This is a genomic window from Bradyrhizobium sediminis (genome assembly GCF_018736105.1).
GTDB lineage: Bacteria > Pseudomonadota > Alphaproteobacteria > Rhizobiales > Xanthobacteraceae > Bradyrhizobium.
On record NZ_CP076135.1, the window covers coordinates 211,931 to 237,132 of the forward strand.

The following is a 25,202-nucleotide window of genomic DNA, read 5'->3' on the forward strand; positions in this document are numbered from 1 at the left end:
TTTCGGATTTCTATGCAACGCGTCGTCCTGCCTGAATCTCGGCCATTTTATCGTGCTTTCGGCCAAAGGAGATATCGTTTTTCCGTGAAAATATCATGCCAAGTCAGGCGGTCCCGGGGCTCGATCGCACTTCTCAAAAGCGGCTTTCTTCTTCTTCGACCAGAATTTCGCGTTTGCCGGCGTGATTCGCCTGTCCGACGATGCCCTCGAGCTCCATCCGCTCCATCAGCGACGCGGCGCGGTTATATCCGATCTGCAGCCGGCGCTGGATATAACTGGTCGAGGCCTTGCGGTCGCGCTTGACGATCGCCACCGCCTGCGCGAACAGGTCGCCGCCGCCATCGCCGCCCATGCCGGTGGAATCGAACACCGCGCCGTCCTCGTCGGTCGGCTCTTCCGCCGTGACCGCTTCGAGATATTCGGGCTGGCCCTGCGTCTTGAGATGGCGCACCACCTTCTCGACTTCCTCGTCCGAGACGAAGGGGCCGTGGACGCGGCTGATGCGTCCGCCGCCCGCCATATAGAGCATGTCGCCCTGCCCGAGCAGCTGCTCGGCACCCATTTCACCGAGGATGGTGCGGCTGTCGATCTTCGAGGTAACCTGAAACGAGATGCGGGTCGGGAAGTTCGCCTTGATGGTGCCGGTGATGACGTCGACCGACGGCCGTTGCGTCGCCAGGATCACATGCAGGCCCGCGGCGCGCGCCATCTGCGCCAGACGCTGCACCGCGCCTTCGATATCCTTGCCGGCCACCATCATCAGGTCGGCCATTTCGTCGACGATGATGACGATATAGGGCAGCGGATCGAGGTCGAGCTTCTCTTCCTCGTAGATCGCCTTGCCGGTTTCCTTGTCGAAACCGGTATGCACCGTGCGCGTCAGCTCTTCGCCCTTGCCCCGCGCTTCGACCAGGCGCTGATTGTAGCCGTCGATGTTGCGGACGCCGAGCTTCGACATCTTCTTGTAGCGCTCTTCCATCTCGCGCACCGCCCACTTCAGCGCGACCACCGCCTTCTTCGGGTCGGTCACGACAGGCGTCAGCAGATGCGGGATGCCGTCATAGACCGAGAGTTCGAGCATCTTGGGATCGACCATGATCAGCCGGCACTGATCCGGCCGCAGCCGGTAGACCAGGCTGAGGATCATGGTGTTGATGGCGACCGATTTGCCGGAACCGGTGGTGCCGGCGATCAGCATATGCGGCGTTCGCGCCAGGTCGATGATGATGGATTCGCCGCCGATGTTCTTGCCGAGGCAGAGCGGCAGCTTCGCGTGCGATTCATCTTTCACCGACAGCAATTCGCGCAGGTAGACCTTTTCGCGATGCGCATTCGGCAACTCGATGCCGATGGCGTTACGGCCAGCGACCACGGCGACGCGCGCCGACAGCGCGCTCATCGAGCGCGCGATGTCGTCGGCGAGGCCGATCACGCGCGACGATTTGATGCCGGGCGCGGGTTCGAGCTCGTACAGCGTCACGACAGGGCCGGGATTGGCCTTGACGATCTCGCCGCGGACGCCGAAGTCGCCGAGCACGCCTTCCAGCGCGCGCGAATTGGCTTCGAGTTCCGACTTGCTCAGCGGCTGCCGGTCCGAGGCCTTCGGCGCCGTCAGCATCGACACTGCGGGCAGATCGAACTTGTCGGACGACCTGCGCGCCGGGGCGCGTGGTGCGGCCTTCTTGCGCGGGGCGCGGGCGGCGGGAACTTCCTCTTCCTCTTCGCCTTCTTCCTCGTCGTCGAAATCCTCCCCGGCCTGCGGGGCCAATGACGGCGCGGCGCGACCGCCCAGGCTCGGCTCCTGGCGTTCGAACGAGGAGGCGCGGGGCTGCGGCGCGCTCGCCACCAGCGAACGATAGGCCAGCGCCATTAGCCAAGACAGCCGCGCTTTGGCGCTCATGAGGGCATGAAACACCCATCCCAGCGAGACCGAACTGCGATCGTCGTCCTCTTCGAACGGCGTGTCGTCGTCCTCGATCGGCGTCAGTTCCTCTTCCTCCTGCCGCGAGCCCATGCCGCATGCAAACAGGAAGGTTGCGACCATCGCCGCGAACAGGATGACACCAAGCACGAGGCGATAGACCAAGCCGGGCGGTCCTAACACCACGGCGGGCGCGCGCACCAGCGCGTCGCCGACGACGCCGCCAAGCCCGGTCGGCAGCGGCCACGCCCCGCCATGGGTCCAGCAGCTGGCGAAGCCCGCCGCGATCACCGTGCAGAGAATCCAGCATGCGATTCGCAGCGCTTCGCGGTCGAAGGTGCGGTGGGTCAGCATGCGCCAGCCCCACACCGCAACCGGGAGGATCAGCATGATCGCGCCGAGACCGACGATCTGCATCAGCAGATCGGCGCCGATCGCGCCGGGATAGCCGACGATGTTGCGGATCGCACGCGAGGTCGCGTGGCTGAGGCTCGGATCCTGCACCGACCAGGTCATCAGCGCCGCAGCCGCCACGCCCGACAGCGCTATCAGCGCAAGCCCGGCGAGCTCGCGCAGCCGCCGCACCAGCGCCTCGCGGATCGACGCCGGCAAATGGCCGACCAGGGGAATGACGCGTTCGATCGCCGGCATGCTCATGGGCCTTCGCGACTAATTCAGAATTTCGACCAGCCGGTGCAATGCCTCGGCTGTTGATTCACTGTCCGCCACCAGCGCCAGGCGGATGTAGCCGGCGCCGGGATTGCTGCCGTCGGCCTGCTGCCGCGCCAGGTAGCTTCCTGGCACCACGCGCACGCCGGCGTCCCTGTAGAGCTTCACCGCTGCGGCTTCGTCGCCGCCGCGCTCCGACACGTCGAGCCAGACGCAGAAGCCGCCGGCGGGCCTGACATAGCCGTAGCGATTGCCGAGGATCTGGTCGGCCAGATCGAACTTGATCCGGTAGAGCCTGCGATTCTCCTCGACATGGGCCTCGTCGCCATAGGCGGCGACCGCGACATGCTGCAGCGGCACCGGCACTTGCGGGGCCGCGACATTGCGCAGTTCGTGGAACATGCCGAGAAATTTCCTGTCGCCGGCGGCAAAGCCGACGCGCATGCCCGGCAGGTTGGAGCGCTTCGACAGCGACTGAAACGCCACCGCATTGGTGAAATCGGGCCCGGCGCATTCCAGCATGCTGCCGGGCGCTTCCCTGGTGTAGATTTCCGAATAGCACTCGTCGCTCAGGATCATGAAGCCGAAGCGGTCGGCAAGTTGCTTGAGGCGGCTGAAGTAGCCCGGTGTCGCCACCGCGCCTTGCGGATTGGCCGGCGAGGCGATGTAGATCGCAACGGTTCGCGCCAGCGTGGCGTCATCGAGCGCGTCGAGATCGGGCAGGAATCCGTTGGCGAGCGTGGTCGGCAGATAGATCGCTTCGCACCCCGCGGCGCGCGCGCCGGCGGCGTAAGCCGGATAAAACGGATTGGGGATCAGGATCGCAGGCCTGCCCTTGCGCTCGCCGACATAGCGCGCCGCGGTGAGCGCTGCGAAAAACAGGCCCTCGCGGCTGCCGTTCAGCACCAGAAGCTCGGTCTCGGGATCGATCGCCCGCGGCAGCTTGAACCGGGTGGAAAGCCAGGCCGCCGCCGCCCGGCGGAACGGCTCGATGCCCCTGGCGATGGGGTAGCGGCCGAAATCGGCGATGTGCTTTGCGATGACAGGACCGACAAAGGCCGGAACCGGATGCTGCGGTTCCCCTAATGACAGGGTTATCAACGGCTTAGCTGGCTGGTAGGGGGCCAATAGCTCGGTCAGCCGCGCAAATGGCGAGCGTTCGCTTTCCTGACTGCCGGCGCCCTGCGGTGCGCGGGATGAAGCGGTCATTGCCATGGATGAAGCGCCAGCACTCTCGGGACAGCCGGCCGCATCTTAAAGACCGGCCGGAAACGGATCAAACCACCATAGATACGGCGAGGTTAAGACGCGATTAACCATCGGTGCCGGCGAGCATTTTGCTGATGATGGCCCTGTCAACGAGGCACAATATTCCGAAGGCAGCACGATGGCTGCGAGTCGAGGCATCCTACTTTGCATGGGGTTGTTTTCGCGTTTTTTTGTAGAGGCCCTGAGGTTGTCCGCTCAATCCTCCCCTCTGAAACTCATCAGGCGCCGGATCATCCGGATGTTGGCATAGTCGACCATCTTGCCGTCGACCGTGACCGCGCCCTGCCCGTTCCGCGCCGCCTCCTCCAGCGCCGCGACCGCGCGCTCGGCGTAGGCGAGTTCGTCCTCCGACGGGATGAAGGCATCGCGCGTCGGCTCGATCTGGCTCGGATGGATGACCTGCTTGCCGTCATACCCCATCGCGGCTGCCTTGGCTGCCGTCGATGCGGTAGCGATCGCGTCGCGGAACGCGCCGCAGGGACCGTCGATCGCGCGCAATCCGAATGCCCGCGCGGCGACCAGCAGGCGCATCATCGGATAGGCGAACAGATCGAGCGGGACTGTGGGATGGCCGTCCGCAGCACTGCCGACATGGCGGTATCCCGACGGCGATGCGCCGATCTCCGCGCTGCGCGCTCCGATCGAGGCTGCGAAGTCGCCGACGCCAAGATGCAACGCGGTCACCAGCGGGTCCGCCGCCGCCAGGGTTTCGACATTGACGAGGCCGCGAGCGGTCTCGATCAGCAATTCCATCGTGGCGGGCGCGGCGCGCGTTCCCGCGGCCTCGGTGATCCAGCGGGCAATTTTCGCCACGTCGGCGACCGACTCCGCCTTCGGGATGATGAAGGCGTCGAGCCGCTCGATCCCGCCGAGGCGCGCGATTTCCGCCTGAATCGACGGGCTGTCGATCGCATTCAGCCGCACGGTCACGGTCTTTCGACCCCAATCGTGAGCGGTCAATGCGTTTGCGGCCGCTTCCAGTGCTGCCGCCTTTTCGGCCGGCGGCACCGCGTCCTCGAGATCCATGTACACGGCGTCGGCGGCCGATGCGGCGGCATTCTGCACCAGCCGGGCGCGGTGGGCCGGAACGGCGAGATAGGTTCGGGTCAGTCGCGGCGTGGTCATGTCCGGGAATTTTCCAATAGTCCGAGTTCGGTGAGGATGGCGTCGGTATGCTCGCCGACCGCGGGAATATCGCCCATCACGGGTTCGACGCCGGGAATGGTGATGGCGGGCAGAAAGCTCATCAGCGGGCCGTTCGGCGAGCCCACCCTGTGGACGCGGTCGCGGGCATGAAGCTGCGGATGGCGCAGGAAGCTTTCAACCGTATTCATGTTGGCGTTGGCAATGGCGGCGGCGTCGAGCCGCTGGATCACCTGCTCCGCCGAAAATTTCGCGAAATGCTGCTCGATCAGCGCCTCCAGCGCGTCGCGATTCTTCATGCGCTGCGGATTGTCGCAAAAGCGCGGGTCGCCGGCCAGCGCCGCGTCTTCCAGCACCTGCGCGCACAGCGCCGTCCATTCGCGCGCGTTCTGAATGCCGAAGAACACCACGCGGCCGTCGCCGCAGCGAAACGGGCCGTAGGGCGCGATGGTGGCGTGACGGGTGCCGGTGCGGACCAGCGGCTTGCCGGCGCCATCGGTGTAATAGGCGGGATAGCTCATCCACTCGGTCATGGAATCGAACAGCGAGACCTCGAACGCCATGCCCTTGCCGGTGCGCTCGCGATTGAACAACGCCATCAGCACGCCGTTGACGATGTACATGCCGGTCGCGGTGTCGACGACGGCGATGCCGCATTTGGCCGGCTGTTCCTCGGTGCCGTTGATCGACAGAAACCCCGCTTCGCACTGGACCAGGAGATCGTAGGCTTTCTTCTCGCTGTAGGGGCCGCCGCTGCCATAGCCGGAGATGTCGCAGGCGATCAGGCGGGGAAAACGCTCCACCAGCGCCGCGGCATCGAGGCCGAGGCGTTTGGCGGCGCCCGGCGCCAGATTTTGCAGGAATACGTCCGCCTGCGGCAGCAGCGCATCGAGCACGCGCCTGCCTTCGCTGCTCTTGACGTCGAGCGCGAGGCTCTCTTTCGACCGGTTGGTCCAGGCGAACTGGCTCGACATCCCGTTCATCACGTAATCATAGTCGCGGCAGAAATCGCCCTTGCCCGGTCGCTCGATCTTGATCACCCGCGCGCCCCAGTCGGCCAGATGGCGGCTCGCCAGCGGCGCCGCGATGGCCTGTTCGAGCGAGACGACGGTGATGCCGGACAATGGCAGCGGTGGCGATTCCGGGTTCATGGATAATCTCCGGCGCGAAAAGCGCGCATTGGCCGAGGGCGCACGCGAAACGTCCGCTATCGTTTCGGCAGCCGCTCGAAGCTCGGCACCCCCTCGGGGATGTGATGGAAGGCCTGCTTGTCGATGGTGTAGATCGCCATCTGCGGCGTGCCAAACAGGCTGGGATCGTCGAGCGTCCCGACCTTGAGGACCACGCCGGGCAACCCCCGCGGCCGTGTCACGACATGGGTGCCGCATTCGGCGCAGAATTCCCGCGTCACGGGGCGTTCGAGGTCGCTGCGGGTAAATTGCCTGGGCGTGCCCTTGGTGTATTTGAAGCCGTCGATCGGCATCATGATGAAGGTGTTTGGCGAGCCGCCGGTGATATATTGGCATTCCCGGCAGTGGCACTGCGCCTTCATCATCGGTTCGCCCTCGGCGGCATAACGCAGTGCGCCGCAATAGCATCCGCCCTCGAGCTTCATGGCATTCCCCCCCCCCCTAGTGTTTGGCGGCGGCGCTGGCCGCGGCATTGTTGAGCACGATCAGGCCGTCCACGGCGACGCCGAGTTTGCCGTTGATCAGGAACGGATTGACGTCGATCGAAGCGATGCGGTTGCCGGCGTCCGCCATCAGGTTGGAGAGACCGACGAGGGCTTTCACCGCCGAAGCCTCGTGCAACGCGGGCTTGCCGCGATAACCCCCGATCTTCACGCCGGCCTTGGTCCGGTTGATCAATTGTCTTGCCTCGGCCGCATCCAGCGGCGCGCCGGCCAGTGCGACATCCTTCATCAGTTCGATATCGACGCCGCCGGTGCCGAACAGCACCACCGGCCCCATTTCGGCGTCGAGCGAGGCTCCGATCACGAGTTCGAGGTCGGCCTTGACCTGCTGCGCGATCAGGATGCCTTCGAGCTTCGGCTTGCTCTTGAGCTTCTTCACCCGCGCCGTGATGTCGTTGAATGCCTTCTTTACCTCGGCCGCGCTGTTGAGGTTCAGCACCACGCCGCCGATGTCGGATTTGTGCAGGATGTCGGCGCTCACCACCTTTGCCACCACGGGAAAGCCGATCTTTTTTGCGATCTTGACGGCTTCTGCCGCAGTCTGCGCGATCTCTTCCCTGGAGACCGGAATGCCGTAGGCCTTCAGGAGCTTCTTCGACGCCACCTCGTCGAGCGCCGCAGCACCATTGGCGTTCTTCAGCGTCTTCTCCAGCACCGCGCGCGCCGAAGGTTTCGAACTCGACACGATATCGGGCACCACCTTGCGCAAGCCGGCATAGTCGATCAAGGCCTTGATCGCGCCGACCGCGCGGTCGAGACCCTGCATGACCGCGATATTCGGCAGCGATTTTCGCAGGCCCTTGGTGAATTCGGTAAAGCCGATCGACATCGTGCTGATGTAGACCACGGGCTTTGCGGCGGCGCCGGCCATTTCGTTGACAATGCGCAGATTGCGTTCGCGCAATTCATGTGGCGCCTTGGGCAATTCGGCGTCGATGATGACGATGTCGGTGTCGGGGTCGTCGATCATGACCTTGATCGACGCCATATAGACCGAGGGATCCACCACCGCGGCAAAGCCGGCGTCGAGCGGATTGCCGACGATGCTGCCGGGGCCGAGCATCTTCGCCAGTTTTTCGGTGGCGGCGGGGCTCAGCGGGGCGAAGTTCAGACCCGCCGAATGGAATGCATCGATCAGAAGACCGCGCTTGCCGCCGGACAGCGACACGGCGGCGAGCCGATTGCTCTTCGGCGGTTCGGCATGAACGAAGCATTCGGTGGTTTCGATCAGTTCGTCGAGGCCGCGGACGCGAATCACGCCTTCCCGGGTCGAGATGGCGTCGAACGTCTCGATCGAGCCGGCGAGCGCGCCGGTGTGTGCCATCGCGGCGGCGCGTCCGCCTTCGGAAGCGCCGAGCTTCAGGGCAATGACGGGTTTGCCGGCGGCACGCGCGGCCTTGCAGGCTTCGCGAAACACCTTGGTGTTACGCACACCCTCGAGATAGACCACGATTACCCGAATCGACGGGTCGGCGGCGAAATAGCTCATGAGATCGGGCGTCTCGAGGCCGGTTTCGTTGCCTGTCGTGACCATGTAGCCGACGCCGACGCCGCGATCCTCCAGCGCCTGGCGGATCGCCATCACGATCGCGCCGGATTGGCCGGCGATCGCCACCGGGCCGGCCTCCATGGTGACGATGCGGTCGTCGATGTTGGTGAACAGGTTCTCGCCGGCGCTGAGGTTGCCGAGGCAGTTCGGGCCGGTGACGGCGAGGCCGGTCTCCTTGACCGCCTGCTTCAGTTCGACCGCCAGCCGCTGGCTTTCCTCGTCCTGCAATTCGCTGAAGCCCGATGTGACGATGGTGGCCGAGCGCGCACCCGCGGCGGCGGCGTCTCGGATCACCTGCACCGCGAAACGCGCCGGCACCAGCACCAGCACGTGATCCGGTTTGTCCGGCAGGCTGGCGAAATCCTTGTAGCAGGGCACGCCCCAGATCGATTCGCGCTTGGAATTGATCGGATAGAGACCGCCCGCGAACTTGTACTTGATCAGGTTGTTCCAGATGCGCTCGGCATAGTTGCCCGGCTTGTCGGTGGCGCCGACCAGAACGATGTTGCGCGGGTGCAGCATCGCGTGGATGCTTTTCACGACGTCGCTGGCGCTGGCGGAGGGTGACCATTTGCCGGCCGAACCGGACGCATTGCTGGCGTGGGCTTCCATAAGCGTTTCTCACCCTTTGATGCATTGTTGTTTTTTTGCGCGGGACGGAATTCAGCCCGCTGCGCCGGCAGTTGATCTGCCTTTGAACGGAGACGGAAACAAACAGTTCATTTCCTCCCGCGTCAACACGCGCTCGCCGGGTGCCCGGCTCGCATATTTGCCGGAAGCCTCGGTTTCCGGTTTTGGCGCGATTTCCTCGACGGAACCGGCGATCGCCCCCGCATCGAGCGCGGGCCAGCTTCGCCGCCAAAACGCTTTCGACAAAAAGAAAGGGGCTCCAACTTGCGCTGGAGCCCCTCAACGGTCGGGGCATTGCCGGGTATGTGCCCGAACCGTAGTTCTGGGCGCGATCCCGTGAGATCGCGCCCCCGGGAGACTTACATGTTGTAGGCGCGTTCGGTGTGCTCGGTGATGTCGAGACCTTCGCGTTCCACCTCGACGGTGGCGCGCAGGCCGACGATCACGTCGACGACCTTGTAGAGGATCGCCGAACCGATGCCCGACCACACCAGCGTGGTGCCGACGCCCCAGAGCTGCGACGTCATCTGTGCCACGAAGTCATAATCGGCGATCTTGCCGATCGTGTAGTCCATGACGCCGGTGCCGCCGAGGGCCGGATTCACCAGGATGCCGGTGCCGAGCGCGCCGACGATTCCGCCGATGCAGTGGACGCCGAACACGTCGAGCGCGTCGTCGTAACCGAGTGCGTTCTTGATCACGGTGCAGAAGAACAGGCAGACCACACCGACCACCAGACCGAGCACGATCGCTCCCATCGGACCGGCATAGCCGGCCGCGGGCGTGACCGCCACAAGTCCCGCGACCGCGCCCGACAATGCGCCGAGCAGCGAGGGATGGCCCTTGATGATCCATTCCGCGAACATCCAGGCCAGCGCCGCCGCCGCAGTCGCGACGAACGAGTTGGTCATGGCGAGCGCGGCGCCGCCGGAGGCCTCGAGGTTGGACCCGGCGTTGAAGCCGAACCAGCCGACCCAGAGCAGCGAGGCGCCGATCATGGTCATGGTCAGCGAGTGCGGAGCCATCAGTTCCTTGCCGTATCCGGTGCGCTTGCCGATCAGGATCGCGCCGACGAGACCTGCGATACCGGCGTTGATGTGCACCACGGTGCCGCCGGCAAAGTCGATCGCGCCCTTCTTGAAGATCCAGCCTGCGTCATCCGAGAACGCGGTCTTCGCGGTTTCGAAAGCCGCCGTCGCCGCGGTCTTGGCAGCGCCGTCGGCTGCGGTTTCCACGGCCTTGAGCGCCGCAGAAATCGCGTCCGGTCCAGCCCAGTACCAGACCATGTGCGCGATCGGCAGATAGATCAGCGTCACCCAGAGCGGGACGAACAGCGCGACCGCCGCGAACTTCATGCGTTCGGCGAAGGCGCCGACGATGAGCGCAGGGGTGATCGCCGCGAAGGTCATCTGGAAGCAGATATAGACCAGCTCCGAGATGTTGACGTCGGCGGAGAAGGTCGCCGCCTGGGCATCGAGAATCGTCTTGCCCTCCGGCGCGATCTTCAGGAACGCCTTGGAGAAGCCGCCGATGAAATCGGATCCGCCGGTGAAGGCGAGGCTGTAGCCGTACAGCGCCCACAGGATGGTGACGATGCAGACGGTGTAGAACACCTGCGCCAGCACCGAGAGCATGTTCTTGGAGCGGACGAGGCCGCCGTAGAACAGCGCGAGGCCCGGGATCGTCATCAACAGCACCAGCACTGTCGACGTCAGCATCCAGGCATTGTCACCCTTGTTGACGGTTGGCTCAGCGTAGGCAGCGGTCGCGGCGAACAGGCCGACTGCGAGGGCCGCCAATCCCGCGCTATAGGGACGTTTGAACGTCATTTGGTTTACTCCTGATTGGATAAGGTTGAGCGCGAAATCAGAGTGCCGCGGCATCGGCCTCTCCCGTGCGGATACGAACCGCATGGTCGAGGTTGATGACGAAGATCTTGCCGTCGCCGATTTGTCCGGTCTTTGCCGCCGACGTGATGGCGTCGATGGTCTTGTCGACCTGGTCCGAGGCGACAGCGACCTCGATCTTGATCTTGGGCAGGAAGCTCACCGCGTATTCGGCACCGCGATAGATTTCCGTATGGCCTTTCTGCCGGCCATATCCCTTGACTTCCGTCACCGTTAGACCGTGAACGCCAATGGCGGTCAGGGCGTCACGGACTTCTTCGAGTTTGAATGGCTTGATGATCGCCATAACAATTTTCATGGGTCCTATCCCCGCTTGGGCCCGGTCCAGACACGACCGGGCGTTCTCGACTGAGGTTCACCACGCGGAGAAGTTCACTACGCGGGCACAGCCAGCCCCCATAGAATCAAATGCCGTGCCAGATCGGCGGCATTCCCTAACGGATTATGAACGCGGGCCTTTTCGCGCTTTATGGGAATTGGTCCGACCTGCGCTATTCCGCCGCGCCCAAAGGCTAGTCATGCCTGATCAAAAATCAGGCATGACAGACTCCCGACATAATGATGCCCATCGGGAGGGCAAATGGTCGGTAATTAGGTAGAGACGCCTATTGAAGCGCCTCGCCATGCTGCGAAATATCCAGGCCTTCCATCTCCTGCTGCAGCGAAACCCGCAGCGGCACGAAGGCGCCCACCAGCTTGAGCAGCACGAACGTTACGGCGCCCGACCACAGCAGGGTGACCGCCACGCCGTAGAACTGGATCAGCAATTGTTGCGGATTGCCCTCGAGCAGGCCGGAGGTCCCGCCGATCGCCGTCGTCGCGAACACGCCCGCGAGCAACGTACCGGTCATTCCGCCGACGCCATGGACCCCGAACACATCGAGCGAATCGTCGTAATTGAAGCGCTGCTTGAGGCTGGTGCAGGCCCAGAAACAAAATAATCCGGCGATGATTCCGATGACGACGCCGTGCCAGGGCGCGACGAATCCGGAGGCCGGCGTGATCGTGCCCAATCCCGCCACCGCGCCGGAGATCATGCCGAGCACCGACGGCTTGCGCCGCGTCGACCATTCGATGGCGCCCCAGGTCAGCGCGCCGGCGCAGGCGGCAAGGTGCGTCGCCGTGATCGCCATCACCGCGCGCGGACTGGCCGACAGCGCCGAGCCGCCATTGAAGCCGAACCAGCCGACCCACAGCATGCCGGTGCCGATCACCGCGAGCGACAGATCGAACGGGGCGAGATTCTCGGTGCCGTAGCCATGACGCCGGCCCATCACCTTGGCCGCGACCAGGCCGCCGATGCCGGCGGAGAGATGCACCACGAGGCCGCCGGCAAAATCCAGCACGCCCATGGTGGCGAGGAAGCCGCCGCCCCAGACCCAGTGCGCCAGCGGCACATAGACGAACATGAACCAGCCGACGGAAAACAGCAGGTAGGCGGAAAACCGCATGCGGTCGGCCACGGCGCCCGCCACCAGCGCTACCGTAATGATCGCAAACGTCATCTGGTACAGCATGAACAGCGCTTCCGGGATCGTCTTGGCCGCCGGATTGACGTCGTCCATCTTCATGCCGGCGAGGAACCAGCGATCGAGCGTTCCGAGCCAGGGACCGTCGCCGACGAACGCCAGCGAATAGCCGAACGCGACCCAGAGGACTGAAATGATCGCCACGGCGGCAAGGCTTTGCGCCATCGTCGCCAGCACGTTCTTCTTGCGCACCATGCCGGAGTAGAACAGCGCCAGGCCCGGGATGGTCATCATCAGCACCAGCGCGGTGGCTGCGATCATCCATGCGGTGTCGGCGGCGTTGATACCGGATGTATCGGCAAGCGCCGGCGTCACCGGCGATGCGAACAATGTTGCGATCGAAAAGGTCACCGCAGCGCGCGCTGCGTGACGTGACAGAACCCCCATGATGTTTCCCCGGCCTGTTATCAATATGCGGTTATCAATATGCGGTGTCTTGGAGCACCGCCGTTTGCACGCAGTGAATGATTGTCAAAGTGCGTCGCTGTCGGTTTCGCCGGTGCGGATGCGCAGCGCGTGGTCGATCGGCGTCACGAAAATCTTGCCGTCGCCGATCTGGCCGGTACGCGCGCTGTTGGTGATCACCTCGACCGCCTTGTCCGCAAGCTCCGACGAGACCGCGATTTCGATCCGCAGCTTGGGCAGGAAGTTCACGACATATTCGGCGCCGCGGTAGATTTCGGTGTGGCCCTTCTGGCGGCCGTAGCCCTTGACCTCGGTCACCGTCATGCCGTGGACGCCGATGGCGGTCAGCGCCTGGCGGACCTCGTCCAGCTTGAACGGTTTGATGATCGCGACGACGAGTTTCATGGTCAGGCCTTGCTCTCTCAATTTCGGCAAATCAGCCGCCGGATGATTTGCGGCCGCTCAAATCTGGCATCTTTCTGTGCAACTGGCACAAAAAAGTTGCAAGTGCCCGGGAAAACATTTGTGGCCGGACGCAAGCGTCCCTGTACAGGAGGCCGGATCGTCCGCCAGAATGCTCTTTCCGGCGTTCGGGCCATTCGGCGCGCCGCTGCAGCAGCCACCCCGGGGGATGACATGGCGGGCCGATCCTGGTTTTACGCATCCGAGGGCCAGCAGCAGGGTCCATATCCCGAGATCCAGCTCCGCGAGTTCATCGCCAAAGGCACGATCAACGCGGATACGCTGGTCTGGACCGAGGGCATGGCGAACTGGCAGCGGGCGGGGGACATTCCAGGCCTGGTGTCCGGCGGTGGATTGGCCCCTCCGACTGTTCCGCGACCCGGTGCCCCGCCGATCGGCGCTGGCGGCTACGGTGCACCGCTTTCGATCGATTTCGGCATCTGGGAGCTTGTCTGGCGAAGCCTCGTGCTCTTCATCGGGCTCATCTTCGTCATCCCGGTGCCTTGGGCCCTGGTGTGGTACATGAAGTGGATCGTTTCCCGCATCCACGTGCCGGGACGTCCGAACCTTACCTTCACCGGCACGGCGCTGACCGCTGCTGCGTGGTACTTCGGGGCCATCGTTCTCGCGATCGTTCTTGCCCTCACCGGCATCGATTGGCTGAACAATCTGATGTTTATCGTTCAGTTCGTCCTGTACTGGCTCTTGATTAAATGGGTGGTCGCGAACCTCGCGTCTAACGGGCAGCTGCTCGGTCTCAGCTTCTCGGGCTCGTTCTGGGCCTATCTCGGATGGACCGTTCTGGGGTTCATCTCCATCATCACCATCATCGGTTGGGCCTGGGTCTACGCGGCCCAGACGCGATGGTTCTGCCGCAACATCCAGGGGACCCGGCGCGAAGTGACCTTCAACGGCATCGGATGGGAGTTTCTGTGGCGCTTTGTCGTGGCCGGGTTGGCTTCCATGTTCATTATCCCGATTCCATGGATGCATCGCTGGATCGCCCGCTGGCTGGCGTCGCAGACCGTATTGGTCGAGCGCGGCACGCTCGCCAACGCGTGAGAGTTATGATTTCCGTTGCCGCAGCGAGCCTTCCTGCGCGACGGAAGCCACCAGCGTGCCGTCCTGCTTGAAGATCATGCCGCGGGTCAGGCCACGGCCGCCGCGCGCGCTCGGCGAATCCTGCGCGTAAAGCAGCCATTCGTCGGCGCGGAACGGCCGGTGAAACCACATCGCGTGATCGAGGCTCGCCGGCATCATGCGCTTGTCGAACAGCGTCCTTCCGTAACGCGCCATCGCCGCATCCAGCAGCGAGAAGTCCGAGGCATAGGCCAGCGCGCACATGTGCAGCGCCGGATCGTCGGACAGTTTCGACGCGGTGCGGATCCAGACATTGATGCGGCCGTCGTCGATCTTCTGGCCGAAATAGCGGCCGAGTTCGACCGGGCGCAGTTCGATCGGGCGGTCGGATTCGTAATAGCGGCGGATGAATTCCGGCATCTCGCGGAACATCGGCTGTTTGGCCACTTCCTCGGCGGTGAGTTTTTCCGGCGGCGGCACGTCCGGCATCTTGTCCTGGTGATCGAACGCGCCCTCTTCCTCGACATGGAACGACACCATGATCGAGAAGATCGCGTTGCCATGCTGGATCGCGGTGACCCGGCGGGTCGAATAGCTCTTGCCGTCGCGCAAGCGCTCGACCTCGTAAATGATCGGGATCTGCGGGTCGCCCGGCAGGATGAAATAGCAGTGCAGCGAATGCGGCAGGCGGCCTTCGACGGTGCGGCATGCCGCCACCATCGCCTGGCCGATCACCTGTCCGCCGAACACCCGCTGCCAGCTCGTCTTCGGGCTGTTGCCGCGAAACAGGTTCACCTCGATCGGCTCGAGATCGAGAACGGAAATCAGGTCGATCAGGCCTTTGGACATGGCGGCGCTTTCGGTTCGTGGTCATTCCGGGGCGTGAGCCAAGCGAACGAACCCGGAATCTCGAGATTCCCCGATGTGCAATTGCACATCTGAGGTTCGTGCTATCGCGCGTCCCGGAATGACGGACGTAGGGATTTCGCCCTTGTTTCTCTGCCCTGTTTCGCCCAGCTATAATCAGGTAGCAAGTATAGTTTCGTGACGCGATTAAGCAGGTTCAGCATGTCGGCACAGCGAAGTATTGTCATCGGCGGCGGCGCGTTTGCCGGGCTGGCGCTGGCGCTGGCGCTGCGCCAGGGTCTCGGCGCCGATATTCCCGTCATTGTCGCCGATCCGGCGCTGGGGCTAAGACCCAGCCGCGATCCGCGCGCCACCGCAATCGTCGCCGCCTGCCGCCGGCTGTTCGACGCGATCGGGGTCTGGGATGAGGTCGCAGACGGGGCCCAGCCGATAACCGACATGGTGGTCACCGATTCCAAGCTGGAAGACGCCACCCGGCCGGTGTTCCTGACCTTCGCCGGCCATGTCGAGCCGGGCGAGCCGTTCGCGCACATGGTCGAGAATCGCCATCTGATCGATACGCTGGTCAAACGCGCCGAGGCCGAGGGCATCGACCTGCGCGCCACCGCGGTGACGAGTTTCGATTCCCGCGCCGACGGCGTCGATGTGACGCTGGCCGACGGCAGCGTCATTGAGGCGAGCCTGCTGGTGGCCGCCGACGGCGCGCGCTCCAAACTGCGCGAACGCGCCGGGATCGCCACCCACGGCTGGGACTACGACCAGTCCGGCATCGTCGTCACCGTCGGCCATGAGCGCGATCATCACGGCCGCGCCGAGGAGCATTTCCTGCCCGCGGGACCGTTCGCCATCCTGCCGCTCACCGGAAAGCGTTCGTCGCTGGTGTGGACCGAGAAGCGCGCGGAGGCTGCGCGCCTGGTCGCGCTGAGCGAGGACGCATTTCACGCCGAACTCGAGCAGCGCTTCGGCCTGCATCTCGGCGAGATCAAGGCGCTCGACAAGCCACGCGCGTTTCCGCTCGGCTATTTCGTCGCGCGTTCCTTCATCGGCGAGCGGCTGGCGCTGGTCGGCGACGCCGCGCATCTAATTCATCCGATCGCGGGCCAGGGTCTCAACATGGGCCTGAAGGATGTCGCGGCGCTGGCCGAAGTGGTCGTCGACGCCGCGAGGCTCGGCATGGACCCGGGACAAGCCGACGTGCTCGACCGCTACCAGCGCTGGCGGCGGTTCGACACCGTGGCGATGGGGCTCGCCACCAATTCTCTGAATTTCCTGTTCTCGAACGAATCGACGCTGCTGCGCACGGTGCGCGATATCGGGCTTGGCCTGGTCGACCGCGCGCCGCCGCTGAAGAGCCTGTTCATCCGCCAGGCCGCTGGATTGTCAGGCGAGGTGCCGCGCCTGTTGAAGGGCGAGGCGTTGTAGCGAGCGAATGGCGAATAGGGAGTAGCGAATGGAAGTTTCTCTACCTCGCCATTCGCCACTCCCTATTCGCCTGGTTCCTCACTCGATCTTCCTTGCCTCTTCCGGCAGCATGATCGGGATGCCGTCGCGGATCGGATAAGCGAGCTTTGCCGAACGCGAGATCAGCTCCTGCTTCGCCGCGTCGAACTCCAGCGGACCCTTGGTCAGCGGGCAGACCAGGATCTCCAGCAATTTGGGATCGACGGTGGATTCAAGGCGTTCGGACGGGGTTGTCATGAATTGGTCTCCGGCTTGGTCTTTCCGATCCCTTAGCATATTGGCCCGAAACGGGTAGCCGCACCGCGCTATCGCAAGGCGAAGCGGACCAGTTCGTCGAGCACCGCCGACTGTCCTGCCGGCGGCAGCGGCTGATCCGACAGCGCGAAACCCAAAAACGCCCAATAGAGAATTTGCGCACGGGCGCGGGCGGTCTCGTCGGTCAGCCCGGACCTTTTGAGCAGGCTTTCCACATAATCCAGCCGGCGGCGATCGATGGCCTGCACCGCCGCGCGGGCCTTGGGGTCGATCGCGGCCCAGCTGCGGATCGCCTTCTCCCGTGCCGGCTTGTTGCTGAATGTCCGGCGGAGCAGCAAGGCCAGGGGGTCGTCGTCCCCGGCCGAAGCCTCCAGGCTGGCAATGATCTGCTCGGCGGAGACTTCGCGCCAATATTTGAGGATAGCGGCGTGGTAGGCGGCGATATCGGCGAAGTGCCAGTAGAAGCTGCCGCGCGAAACCCCCATGGCCTTCGCCAGCGGCTCGGCCTTAAGCGCCGTGAAGCCGCTCTTGGCCAGCGTTTTCAGACCCTGATCGAGCCAGTCTTTTGCCGAAAGTTGATCGGTCATGTCCCCGTCCTGCGACATCTCACCATACACCAGTGTATTGACAGGCACCAGCGCGCCCGGCATACCCTCCATACAGTTATGTATGGAAGGATGATCCGATGCGCGACCTCTTGCTGCAATGTTCCGGCGTGGCCGCGATCGCGGTGGCGCTGATCCACGGGGTGCTGGGCGAGAGGAAGATCTTTGCCAACGCAAGCAACATTACGATTGAACCCAGAGGGCTGCGAACGCTGCTTCGGCTGGTCTGGCAGGCCGGCACGGTGGCATGGATCGGTGGCGGCGTATTGCTGTTGGCGGCGCCCTGGATGGCGTCGGAGCCGGCGCGGCACTGGATCGTCATAACCATGGCAGCGGTGTTTGGCTTTGGCGCGGTGGCCAATGCGTGGGCCAAGCGCGGCCGCCATTTCGGCTGGGTGGCGCTGAGCGCGGTGGTCGCGCTGGCAGTCGCGGGGTACTGAATTTCCATGCTGTCATTCCGGAGCGCGCGAAGCGCGAACCTCAGATGCGCAATTGCACATCGGGGAATCTCGTCCCGATAATTTCTGGATTCCGGGTCCACGCAAAGACGCGTGTCCCGGAATGACGAAGCTATAGCGCTACTGCAGCCCGGTATCGCCGCTGGTGCGCTTCTTGGCGAGGTCCATTTCGGTGACCGCGATCAGGATCTCGGCGCGGGTCTTGAGATCGGGCGCTTCCAGCATTGCCTGCTTCTCCGGCGGACCATAGGGCGACATCATCGCCAGCGCGTTGACCAGCGCCTCGTTGGGCGCGCTTTCGACGCCTTCCCAGTCGACCTTGAGATTGTTGGCCTTGAGAAAATCGGTCAGCACCGCGAGCAAGGCCTCGCGGTCGACGGCTTCCTCGCCCTTGCGGGCGGTGAAATCGTCGATGTAGGGGAAATAATCCACCTTGCATTGCCGGTACGGCGTCAGAACCGTCATTTCCTCGATCACCTTGAAACGCGCGATGCCGGTGAGTTCGAGGATGTAACGGCCGTCGCCGGATTCGGCGAGCTGGGTGATGCGTCCGACGCAGCCGACCCGAAACAGCACCGGCTTCGCTTCGCTATAGGTGTGGGATGCATCCGGCTGGATCATCCCGATCAGCCGGTGGCCGTCGCGCAGCGCATCGTCCACCATCGCCAGATAGCGCGGCTCGAAGATGTTGAGCGGCATCTGGCCGCGCGGCAGCAGGAGCGCGCCGGGCAGCGGAAACACCGGAATTACCTCGGGAAGGTCGCCGGGCCCGCGATATTCGGCATTGATCGGCATTTGCGGTCCCGGTGCTAAGGCATGAGATTGTTATGAAAAAAGCACAGTCGACAGCCGCTTGCGCCCTTCGACAGTGGCTTCATCGGTGGGACCCCACGCCTCGAAGAACTGTACCAGTTGCTTGCGCGCGCCGTCCTCGTTCCACTTGCGGTCGCGCTTGACGATTTCGAGCAGCTGGCCGGTGGCCTCGGCACGCTGGCCCGAGGCGTTGAGCGCGGTCGCCAGATCGAATCGCGCCTGATGATCGAGCGGGTTTGCGGCGACTTTCTGTTCGAGCTCGGTTACCGGGCCGACCGCCTTGGCCTGCTCGGCGAGATCGATCGACGCCTGCACCGCCTTGACCGCCGCTTCGTTGCGCTTCGATTCCGGCACCATGGCGATGGTCTGCCTGGCCTGCTCGATGGCTCCGGTCGTGACGTAGCATTTCGCAAGCCCCGCCAGGGCTGCGATATTGGTGGCGTCCGCCGCCAGCACCTCGGCATAGATCTGCGCCGCGGTGGCCGCATCGCCTTCGGCGAGGACGGCCTCGGCCTCTTTGAGGATTTCAGCGATATTGGGCTCGCCGGCGCCCGGCATGCCCTTGGTCAGCTTGTCGATGAAGGCGGTGACCTGGCTTTCCGGGACCGCGCCCATGAAACCGTCGGCGGGCTGGCCGTTGACGAAGGCGATCACCGCCGGGATCGACTGAATCCCCATCTGGCCGGGGATCGCCGGATGTTCGTCGATGTTCATCTTGACCAGCTTGACCTTGCCCTTGGCGGCGCGGACCGCTTTCTCGATGATCGGGGTGAGCTGGCGGCAGGGGCCGCACCACGGGGCCCAGAAATCGATCAGCACCGGCTGGCGCTTCGATTCCTCGATGACGTCCTTCACGAAGGTCTGGGTGGTGGTCTCCTTGATCAGATCGGGCGCCGCCTGCGGCGCCGGTCCGCTGCCCTGCTCTATTATTGTCACGGGATCCTCGTCTGATGTCTTTTTCGAATTGGGGGGCGTTCTAGCACGGTCTGCGCCCTAATTGGCCCCTGAACGGCCGATTTGCAATCGGCGGAACCCGGACCTCGGGCTTTTCGGCTGAAATGCCGCAAATCGGCGTCGATCGGACGTGATCCGGCCGATTCCGGGCCTCGTGTGGACTGTTGCATTCGGGGGCCGCATTTGGCATAGGTCTGCGCGTTGCCGGCGAGCGATCGCCGCCAATCTCTCGGATGCGGGTGTAGCTCAGTGGTAGAGCACGACCTTGCCAAGGTCGGGGTCGAGGGTTCGAATCCCTTCGCCCGCTCCAGATTTTCCATGTCCGGCCCGGACACATAGGTAACGCCACGTACCTAAGACATGGGTGACAACCTCGTGCCGAACGAGGTTGTCGAGGTTTGCAGCCTTCCGCTCCAAGTGTCCCAGATCGTCGCGCATGAAGCGGACGAGCCAAATGCCATCGTTGACCTCCTTGAGGCCGAGTTTCCGGTTGAGACGTTGATTCTCTTGCAAGGCAGGCAAAGCCGGCCATGGGCGGCAGCGAGAACCTCGGCGATGATGCCCGCCGATTGAACGCCACCCATCAGCATGTCTCGCAACGCGATGGTATATGCCGCAATGCAGCGCGACCCGGCGCCGGCTCCCTCGACCCAACAAAATTTCCTCTCAATTTGTTTTCGTCTGACTGAGTAGCGCAACGCGCGCTTCTCACCCGCGGAGGATGTGCTAACATTTTCCGCGTCTGATCCATCTCACCAGACCAAAGTTCGTTTCTCGGACGCCAAAATAAATAACATACGCGGCCGCACCGGCTGCATAGGGAGTGACGCGATGAAATCGGCTTTCAATCGATCCATTCTTGCGCTCGCAGCTATCGCCATTGTCGCGGGGGCCGGTCCGGCCAGCGCGCAGCAAAAACCGCTGAAGAAATACGAATCCGGCACCAAGGAATTCTGGACCCATCCGCCGGATGACTGGTTCCTCGGTGATGAGAACGAAGCCCAGAGGGGCCTCGCGCCGCCCTCGGGCCCGCCGACCGGCGCATCGGAAGCCGAACTCGCGGCGATGATGAAGAAGATCAAGCTGCCGGCGGGCTTCAAGATCGAAGTCTACGCATCCGGCGTGCTGGCCGCGCGGCAGATGGCCTGGGGCGACAAGGGCACGATGTTCGTCGGCTCCTTCGGCCTCGGCAACGTCTACGCGATCACCGAAAGCGGCGGCAAGAAGACGGTCAAGACGGTCGTCAAGGGACTGCGGATGCCGACCGGTCTGGCGTTCCGCGACGGCGCGCTCTACGTCATCGATGTCGACAAGCTGATCAGATACGACAATGCCGAAGCCAACCTCGACAATCTCGGCGCCGGCAAGGTGGTCTATGACGACATGCCGCCCTATATGGCGCACGGCTGGAAATATATCGCCGTCGACAAGGACGGCTGGTTCTATCTGCCGTTCGGTCCTCCCTTCAACATCGGGCTCCCGCCGACCAGCGTCTCGCAGATCCGCCGGGTCGATCCCAAGACCGGCAACGCCGAACTGGTGGCGCTCGGCGTCCGCAACAGCGTCGGCGGCGACGTCGATCCGCGCAGCGGCAAATACTGGTTCACCGAGAACGCCCGCGACTGGTTGAGCGACGACACCCCGAGCGACAAGCTCAACATGATCTCGAAGATGGGCGAGCACTTCGGCTATCCCTATTGCCACCAGGGCGACCTGCCCGATCCGAAGTTCGCGATGGGCCACAAATGTTCGGAATTCACCCCGCCGGTACTCAAACTCGGCGCGCATGTGGCTCCGCTCGGCATGAAGTTCTATACCGGCGACCAGTTCCCCGCCGAGTACAAGAACAATATCTTCATCGCCGAGCACGGCTCCTGGAACCGGCATAAATATCAGGGTGCCCGGATCAAGCGCGTGATCGTCGGTGCCGACGGCAAGAACGCCAAGCAGGAGATCTTCGCTTCGGGCTGGCTCGAAGGCGACCAGGGCTATCTCGGCCGGCCGGCCGATATCGTTCTGGGCAAGGATGGTTCGATGTTCGTCGCCGACGACTGGGCCGGCGCGATCTATCGCATCAGCTACAGCAAGAAGTAGATCTGAACAGACAGAGGCTGCGGCCGCTCGGGAACGGGTGGCCGCAGCTTCTCTCGTTTGATTTTGGCAAGAGCGATGGAACACGTTCGTCATGCCCGGACTTGATCCGGGCATCCATCAAGAAGAACAAGCATCTTGCGAGCAGGATGGATTGCCGGGTCAAGCCCGGCAATGACGACCGGGAGAAGCGTGGTGCGGATTGCCTTAGTCGGGATCTTGCTGGTTGCAGCGGTCGTTGGTGCCGGTCCAGCCCATGCCGCCGACGTCGGCGCCGGCAAGCAGAAGGCCGAACTGTGCATCGCCTGTCACGGCGAAGGCGGCATTTCGCAGATCGAGAATATTCCCTCGCTCGCCGGCCAGCCCGATCTGTTCATTCAGTGGCAGCTGGTTTTCTTTCGGGCCGGGACACGCAAGAACGCGCAGATGCAGCCGATCATCGAACAGCTCAGCAATGAGGATATCCGCAATCTCGGCGCTTATTTTGCGTCGCTCACCCCGCCCAAAGGGAAACCCGACGACAATCCGGATCTATCCCGCAAGGGCGCGCAGGCCGCCGCGGGGCGGCGCTGTGCCGCGTGCCACACCGAAAGCTATGCCGGGACCAAGGCGGTCGCCCGCGTCGCGGGCCAGCGCCAGGAATATCTCCTGAAGGCGCTGCACGACTACAAATCGGGCGTGCGGGCAGGCGGGGGCATGGCGGCGATGGCCGACGTCGCCTATTCCCTTAGCGAAGAGGAAATCGAGGCGTTGGCGCATTATCTCGCGCATTTGTAGGTTCGGGCATTTTTGTATTCGTCGTCCCGGACAAGTGAGCCAACGGGTCCGGCCTCTGGCCGGCCCGATGACAGGCTCCGCGAACGCGATCCGGGATCCATACCGCGTGATCTGTCGTTAGGGCACCATGTCGGACGTCTTCGGCCACAAACTACCGCCGCGGAGTATGGGTCCCGGCGTTCGCCGGGACGACGAGAGAGCGCCTCACCCGCGCTGCTTCTCATACACTTTGAGATGCGTGTAGGCGATGCGCAGCCGCGGCACCGGCACCTTGGCGGCATCGCCGCGCGCGATCAGGTCGCCGATCACGTGATCGGCCTCGACGGGCGCGCCGGCCTTGATGTCGCGAAACATCGACGCGGTGATCTGCGAGCCTTCGGCGGTCAGCAAGCCGCGCGTGCGCTGGAAGAACGGCCCGCTCGGCGCATGGCCCTCGGCTTCAGCAACCTCGCTGCATTCATCGAGCACGCCGAGGATGAAATCCTTGCCGCCGGGCGCCGCCAGGATATTGCCGACCGAGCTGCGCATCAGGCAGGTCGCGGCCGCAAGCGAGGCGAGGAATACCCATTTCTCCCACATCTCCTGCACGATATTTTCGCTGGCCACCGAACCGAACCGGCCGCTTGCCATCACCTCGGCGATGGCGCGGACCCGGTCCGACAGCTTGCCGTCGCGTTCGCCGAAATTCAGCGATTGCATCGGATTGAGCTGAACCACCTCGCGCGCCTCATTGAGCGTGGCGGCGATCGCGCAGAGCCCGCCGAGCACGTGCTCGCGGCCGAACCTGCCGTCGAGCACGTCGAGATGCAGCATGCCGTTGAGCAGCGGGATGATCGCGGTCTGCGGCCCGACCGCCGGCGCAAACGACGTGATGGCGTCGTCGAGGTCGAACGCCTTGCAGCTCAGCAATACGACGTCGAATTTTTCGTTGATATTGCCCGCCTGCACGGTCGGCGGATTCTTCAAGGTCACGTCGCCGTTCGGACTCTTGATCACGAGGCCGGCGGAGGCCAGTTCGGCGGCGCGCTTGGGGCGGACCAGGAACGTGACGTCGCGGCCGGCCTCGAGCATCCTGCCGCCGAAATATCCGCCGATGGCGCCGGCGCCGACCACGAGAATGCGCATTTGCTTGGCTTCCTTCTTATTGTTGTTGGGGGGCGAGTAGCGAATGGACCTTCCCTATTCGCTACTCGCCACTCCCGATTCGCTTAGTTACTTGCCCGCAATCAGTTCCTCGACCTCGCGCAACTGCTCCTTGCCGAAGAACATCTCCTTGCCGACGAAGAAGGTCGGCGAGCCGAAGGCGCCGCGCTCGACCGCTCCTTGCGTGTTCTCGATCAGCTTCGCCTTGACGTCAGGCTCCTGCGCGCGCGCGAACAGCTTTGCCGCATCGAGGCCGGACGCCGTGAGCGCCCTGATCGCCACTTCGGGGTCGTCCATCTTCTTGGGTTCGACCCACATGTGATGAAACGCCGCTTCGACATATTTCTCGAACACGCCCTCCAGCTGCGCAGCAACGGCAGCGCGCATCAGATTGAGGGTGTTGACCGGAAAGAACGGGTTCCAGACATAGGGCCTGACCTGAAAACGCTTCAGGAAGCGTTCGGTCTCCAGCGCGTTGAACTCGGGCTTGTTCCTGACGCCGGCAAGCGTTTCGGCGGGGGATCTGTTGTTGGTGGCCTTGAAGATGCCGCCGAGCAGGATCGGCACATATTCGAATTTCACGCCGGTCCGCTTTTCGATCGCCGGGATCGCCTCATGGCTGAGGAAAGCATTGGGGCTGCCGAAATCGAACAGGAATTGCGGGGCGGTCGGACTCAAGCGGCAGTCTCCCTGACACGACGGTTCTTATATGATCCCTGTCATTTCAACAGCCTAGCGGGTCGGATGTGCGGGATCAACCGGCGGCACCCTCCTGCGCTTCGTGCTCGAACGCTGCTGCGGCGAGCCGGCGCGCGTGATCGCGCACGTCGGCAGGCCAGGAGGCGGTCCAGGTCTGAAATCGCTCGGCGTCGCCTGCAAACAGCGCGCGCGCCACTTCCTCGTAATGCGGCTTGTTTTCCGCCATCGCGGCGATGAAGCGGTAAGCCGTCTCCTGCGCGTGCCTGATGCGGTCCTTGTCCCGGTTGGCGCGCCTGGCTTCATCGACCAGCCTGCGCAGCGCTACCGACGCGCCGCCATTTTGCTGCGCCAGCCATTCCCAGTGCCGCGGCAGCAGTGTGACTTCGCGCGCGACCACGCCGAGTTTGGGACGGCCGGGGCCGCGAGGTGCGGGCGGCGCGGCATCCTCTTCCCGGGCAGGCGCGTCAGCCGCCTTCGGCAATCGCGCCAGCACATCCTCGACCGAGCCGCGGAAATCGAGGTCGACCGGGCCGCTGCTGCCATCGAACACCAGCACCGACGCATCCTTGCGGCGGTCGAGCGTCTCTTTGGCCGCGCGGGCGACCTCACGGAGATCGCCGGACGCGATACAGCGGTCGCCATCGAAGGCGATGTAGGCAGGACCGGGTCCCGGGGTCATGACATGCTCCTCAATTCCAGACCATTTATTATCCGGGTAAATTGGTGTCGTCAATAACGTCCGGGTAATATGGTTCGTTTTGCGCATCTCGACTTTCCGGTGTGCGGCTGGCACGACCATGCACTGCCGCTGCAGATGCGCCG

The 25,202-nt window shown here is 63.8% G+C and carries 24 protein-coding genes and 1 tRNA gene; 7 read left to right on the plus strand and 18 right to left on the minus strand.

Annotation, left to right across the window (positions count from 1 at the left end):
- Window positions 1-133: 133 nt before the first annotated feature.
- The 10 genes from KMZ68_RS01060 to KMZ68_RS01105 all read right to left on the minus strand — a co-directional run bounded on the left by KMZ68_RS01060 (window position 134) and on the right by KMZ68_RS01105 (window position 13,120).
- Complete coding sequence (locus KMZ68_RS01060) at window positions 134-2,578, minus strand: DNA translocase FtsK (protein ID WP_215614096.1); 2,445 nt, start codon at window positions 2,576-2,578, stop codon at window positions 134-136.
- A 12-nt stretch (window positions 2,579-2,590) separates the two neighbouring features.
- Window positions 2,591-3,805 (minus strand): aminotransferase class I/II-fold pyridoxal phosphate-dependent enzyme, encoded by a 1,215-nt coding sequence (locus KMZ68_RS01065; protein ID WP_215614097.1) that lies wholly within the window; start codon window positions 3,803-3,805, stop codon window positions 2,591-2,593.
- A 249-nt stretch (window positions 3,806-4,054) separates the two neighbouring features.
- Complete coding sequence (locus tag KMZ68_RS01070) at window positions 4,055-4,984, minus strand: HpcH/HpaI aldolase/citrate lyase family protein (RefSeq protein WP_215614098.1); 930 nt, start codon at window positions 4,982-4,984, stop codon at window positions 4,055-4,057.
- Complete coding sequence (locus tag KMZ68_RS01075; RefSeq protein ID WP_215614099.1) at window positions 4,981-6,153, minus strand: CaiB/BaiF CoA transferase family protein; 1,173 nt, start codon at window positions 6,151-6,153, stop codon at window positions 4,981-4,983. The genes KMZ68_RS01070 and KMZ68_RS01075 overlap by 4 nt, the downstream gene beginning before the upstream one ends.
- 56 nt (window positions 6,154-6,209) lie before the next feature.
- Window positions 6,210-6,617 carry a GFA family protein gene (locus KMZ68_RS01080; RefSeq protein WP_215614100.1) on the minus strand — a complete coding sequence of 136 codons (408 nt, stop codon included), beginning with the start codon at window positions 6,615-6,617 and terminating at the stop codon, window positions 6,210-6,212.
- Window positions 6,618-6,633: 16 nt separating this feature from the next.
- A complete protein-coding gene (locus KMZ68_RS01085; protein WP_215614101.1) occupies window positions 6,634-8,856 on the minus strand; it encodes an acetate--CoA ligase family protein in 2,223 nt (740 codons plus the stop codon).
- Window positions 8,857-9,233: 377 nt separating this feature from the next.
- Window positions 9,234-10,703 (minus strand): ammonium transporter, encoded by a 1,470-nt coding sequence (locus KMZ68_RS01090; RefSeq protein ID WP_215614102.1) that lies wholly within the window; start codon window positions 10,701-10,703, stop codon window positions 9,234-9,236.
- A 37-nt stretch (window positions 10,704-10,740) separates the two neighbouring features.
- Entirely contained in the window at window positions 10,741-11,079 is a 339-nt protein-coding gene (locus KMZ68_RS01095) for a P-II family nitrogen regulator (protein WP_008142813.1), read from the minus strand.
- Window positions 11,080-11,386: 307 nt separating this feature from the next.
- Window positions 11,387-12,697: an ammonium transporter gene (locus KMZ68_RS01100; RefSeq protein ID WP_215614103.1), complete on the minus strand. Its 1,311-nt coding sequence runs from the start codon at window positions 12,695-12,697 to the stop codon at window positions 11,387-11,389.
- 84 nt (window positions 12,698-12,781) lie between these two features.
- The gene (locus tag KMZ68_RS01105) at window positions 12,782-13,120 is read right to left on the minus strand and encodes a P-II family nitrogen regulator (protein WP_215604339.1); all 339 of its coding nucleotides are present in this window, start codon (window positions 13,118-13,120) and stop codon (window positions 12,782-12,784) included.
- 231 nt (window positions 13,121-13,351) lie between these two features.
- On the opposite strand from KMZ68_RS01105, the gene KMZ68_RS01110 reads away from it, so the two are divergent.
- Entirely contained in the window at window positions 13,352-14,239 is an 888-nt protein-coding gene (locus KMZ68_RS01110) for a DUF4339 domain-containing protein (RefSeq protein WP_215616135.1), read from the plus strand.
- 3 nt (window positions 14,240-14,242) lie between these two features.
- On the opposite strand, the gene tesB is transcribed toward KMZ68_RS01110, so the two are convergent.
- Complete coding sequence (tesB, locus tag KMZ68_RS01115; RefSeq protein ID WP_215614104.1) at window positions 14,243-15,106, minus strand: acyl-CoA thioesterase II; 864 nt, start codon at window positions 15,104-15,106, stop codon at window positions 14,243-14,245.
- Between the two features lie 219 nt (window positions 15,107-15,325).
- Between tesB and KMZ68_RS01120 the strand changes: the two genes are divergently transcribed.
- Window positions 15,326-16,546: a ubiquinone biosynthesis hydroxylase gene (locus tag KMZ68_RS01120; RefSeq protein ID WP_215614105.1), complete on the plus strand. Its 1,221-nt coding sequence runs from the start codon at window positions 15,326-15,328 to the stop codon at window positions 16,544-16,546.
- A gap of 78 nt (window positions 16,547-16,624) precedes the next feature.
- Here KMZ68_RS01120 and KMZ68_RS01125 read toward each other — a convergent pair whose 3' ends face one another.
- Window positions 16,625-16,822: a Trm112 family protein gene (locus KMZ68_RS01125; RefSeq protein WP_215614106.1), complete on the minus strand. Its 198-nt coding sequence runs from the start codon at window positions 16,820-16,822 to the stop codon at window positions 16,625-16,627.
- 68 nt (window positions 16,823-16,890) lie between these two features.
- The gene (locus KMZ68_RS01130; RefSeq protein ID WP_215616136.1) at window positions 16,891-17,427 is read right to left on the minus strand and encodes a TetR/AcrR family transcriptional regulator; all 537 of its coding nucleotides are present in this window, start codon (window positions 17,425-17,427) and stop codon (window positions 16,891-16,893) included.
- Between the two features lie 98 nt (window positions 17,428-17,525).
- Between KMZ68_RS01130 and KMZ68_RS01135 the strand changes: the two genes are divergently transcribed.
- Window positions 17,526-17,885 carry a hypothetical protein gene (locus KMZ68_RS01135; RefSeq protein ID WP_215614107.1) on the plus strand — a complete coding sequence of 120 codons (360 nt, stop codon included), beginning with the start codon at window positions 17,526-17,528 and terminating at the stop codon, window positions 17,883-17,885.
- 138 nt (window positions 17,886-18,023) lie between these two features.
- On the opposite strand, the gene KMZ68_RS01140 is transcribed toward KMZ68_RS01135, so the two are convergent.
- Window positions 18,024-18,698 (minus strand): LON peptidase substrate-binding domain-containing protein, encoded by a 675-nt coding sequence (locus KMZ68_RS01140; protein WP_215614108.1) that lies wholly within the window; start codon window positions 18,696-18,698, stop codon window positions 18,024-18,026.
- Window positions 18,699-18,728: 30 nt separating this feature from the next.
- Window positions 18,729-19,652: a thioredoxin gene (gene trxA, locus KMZ68_RS01145; RefSeq protein ID WP_215614109.1), complete on the minus strand. Its 924-nt coding sequence runs from the start codon at window positions 19,650-19,652 to the stop codon at window positions 18,729-18,731.
- Between the two features lie 253 nt (window positions 19,653-19,905).
- Between trxA and KMZ68_RS01150 the strand changes: the two genes are divergently transcribed.
- From KMZ68_RS01150 to KMZ68_RS01165, 4 genes are all read left to right on the plus strand, one after another.
- Window positions 19,906-19,980: transfer RNA gene (locus KMZ68_RS01150), tRNA-Gly, on the plus strand.
- A gap of 50 nt (window positions 19,981-20,030) precedes the next feature.
- Window positions 20,031-20,243, plus strand: coding sequence for a hypothetical protein (locus KMZ68_RS01155; protein WP_215614110.1), 213 nt, complete (start codon window positions 20,031-20,033; stop codon window positions 20,241-20,243).
- 258 nt (window positions 20,244-20,501) lie between these two features.
- Window positions 20,502-21,764 (plus strand): PQQ-dependent sugar dehydrogenase, encoded by a 1,263-nt coding sequence (locus KMZ68_RS01160; RefSeq protein WP_215614111.1) that lies wholly within the window; start codon window positions 20,502-20,504, stop codon window positions 21,762-21,764.
- A 171-nt stretch (window positions 21,765-21,935) separates the two neighbouring features.
- The gene (locus tag KMZ68_RS01165) at window positions 21,936-22,538 is read left to right on the plus strand and encodes a c-type cytochrome (RefSeq protein ID WP_215614112.1); all 603 of its coding nucleotides are present in this window, start codon (window positions 21,936-21,938) and stop codon (window positions 22,536-22,538) included.
- Between the two features lie 204 nt (window positions 22,539-22,742).
- Here KMZ68_RS01165 and panE read toward each other — a convergent pair whose 3' ends face one another.
- The 3 genes from panE to KMZ68_RS01180 form a co-directional block, all read right to left on the minus strand.
- Window positions 22,743-23,663, minus strand: a complete 921-nt coding sequence (gene panE / locus KMZ68_RS01170; RefSeq protein ID WP_215614113.1) for a 2-dehydropantoate 2-reductase — start codon at window positions 23,661-23,663, stop codon at window positions 22,743-22,745.
- 87 nt (window positions 23,664-23,750) lie between these two features.
- Window positions 23,751-24,359: a 2-hydroxychromene-2-carboxylate isomerase gene (locus KMZ68_RS01175; protein ID WP_215614114.1), complete on the minus strand. Its 609-nt coding sequence runs from the start codon at window positions 24,357-24,359 to the stop codon at window positions 23,751-23,753.
- Between the two features lie 76 nt (window positions 24,360-24,435).
- Window positions 24,436-25,059: a DUF2239 family protein gene (locus KMZ68_RS01180; RefSeq protein ID WP_215614115.1), complete on the minus strand. Its 624-nt coding sequence runs from the start codon at window positions 25,057-25,059 to the stop codon at window positions 24,436-24,438.
- Window positions 25,060-25,202 lie beyond the last annotated feature (143 nt).

Bases quoted from the DNA above. Each gene is read 5' to 3' on its own strand.
- panE (WP_215614113.1), bottom strand. From the start codon at position 23,663: ATGCGCATTCTCGTGGTCGGCGCCGGCGCCATCGGCGGATATTTCGGC.
- KMZ68_RS01165 (WP_215614112.1), top strand. From the start codon at position 21,936: ATGACGACCGGGAGAAGCGTGGTGCGGATTGCCTTAGTCGGGATCTTG.
- KMZ68_RS01130 (WP_215616136.1), bottom strand. From the start codon at position 17,427: ATGACCGATCAACTTTCGGCAAAAGACTGGCTCGATCAGGGTCTGAAA.
- KMZ68_RS01070 (WP_215614098.1), bottom strand. From the start codon at position 4,984: ATGACCACGCCGCGACTGACCCGAACCTATCTCGCCGTTCCGGCCCAC.
- KMZ68_RS01160 (WP_215614111.1), top strand. From the start codon at position 20,502: ATGAAATCGGCTTTCAATCGATCCATTCTTGCGCTCGCAGCTATCGCC.
- KMZ68_RS01060 (WP_215614096.1), bottom strand. From the start codon at position 2,578: ATGAGCATGCCGGCGATCGAACGCGTCATTCCCCTGGTCGGCCATTTG.
- KMZ68_RS01090 (WP_215614102.1), bottom strand. From the start codon at position 10,703: ATGACGTTCAAACGTCCCTATAGCGCGGGATTGGCGGCCCTCGCAGTC.
- KMZ68_RS01180 (WP_215614115.1), bottom strand. From the start codon at position 25,059: ATGACCCCGGGACCCGGTCCTGCCTACATCGCCTTCGATGGCGACCGC.
- KMZ68_RS01135 (WP_215614107.1), top strand. From the start codon at position 17,526: ATGCGCGACCTCTTGCTGCAATGTTCCGGCGTGGCCGCGATCGCGGTG.
- KMZ68_RS01155 (WP_215614110.1), top strand. From the start codon at position 20,031: ATGGGTGACAACCTCGTGCCGAACGAGGTTGTCGAGGTTTGCAGCCTT.
- KMZ68_RS01110 (WP_215616135.1), top strand. From the start codon at position 13,352: ATGGCGGGCCGATCCTGGTTTTACGCATCCGAGGGCCAGCAGCAGGGT.
- KMZ68_RS01095 (WP_008142813.1), bottom strand. From the start codon at position 11,079: ATGAAAATTGTTATGGCGATCATCAAGCCATTCAAACTCGAAGAAGTC.
- KMZ68_RS01125 (WP_215614106.1), bottom strand. From the start codon at position 16,822: ATGACAACCCCGTCCGAACGCCTTGAATCCACCGTCGATCCCAAATTG.
- KMZ68_RS01100 (WP_215614103.1), bottom strand. From the start codon at position 12,697: ATGGGGGTTCTGTCACGTCACGCAGCGCGCGCTGCGGTGACCTTTTCG.
- KMZ68_RS01085 (WP_215614101.1), bottom strand. From the start codon at position 8,856: ATGGAAGCCCACGCCAGCAATGCGTCCGGTTCGGCCGGCAAATGGTCA.
- KMZ68_RS01075 (WP_215614099.1), bottom strand. From the start codon at position 6,153: ATGAACCCGGAATCGCCACCGCTGCCATTGTCCGGCATCACCGTCGTC.
- KMZ68_RS01140 (WP_215614108.1), bottom strand. From the start codon at position 18,698: ATGCCGATCAATGCCGAATATCGCGGGCCCGGCGACCTTCCCGAGGTA.
- KMZ68_RS01105 (WP_215604339.1), bottom strand. From the start codon at position 13,120: ATGAAACTCGTCGTCGCGATCATCAAACCGTTCAAGCTGGACGAGGTC.
- KMZ68_RS01120 (WP_215614105.1), top strand. From the start codon at position 15,326: ATGTCGGCACAGCGAAGTATTGTCATCGGCGGCGGCGCGTTTGCCGGG.
- tesB (WP_215614104.1), bottom strand. From the start codon at position 15,106: ATGTCCAAAGGCCTGATCGACCTGATTTCCGTTCTCGATCTCGAGCCG.
- KMZ68_RS01065 (WP_215614097.1), bottom strand. From the start codon at position 3,805: ATGGCAATGACCGCTTCATCCCGCGCACCGCAGGGCGCCGGCAGTCAG.
- KMZ68_RS01080 (WP_215614100.1), bottom strand. From the start codon at position 6,617: ATGAAGCTCGAGGGCGGATGCTATTGCGGCGCACTGCGTTATGCCGCC.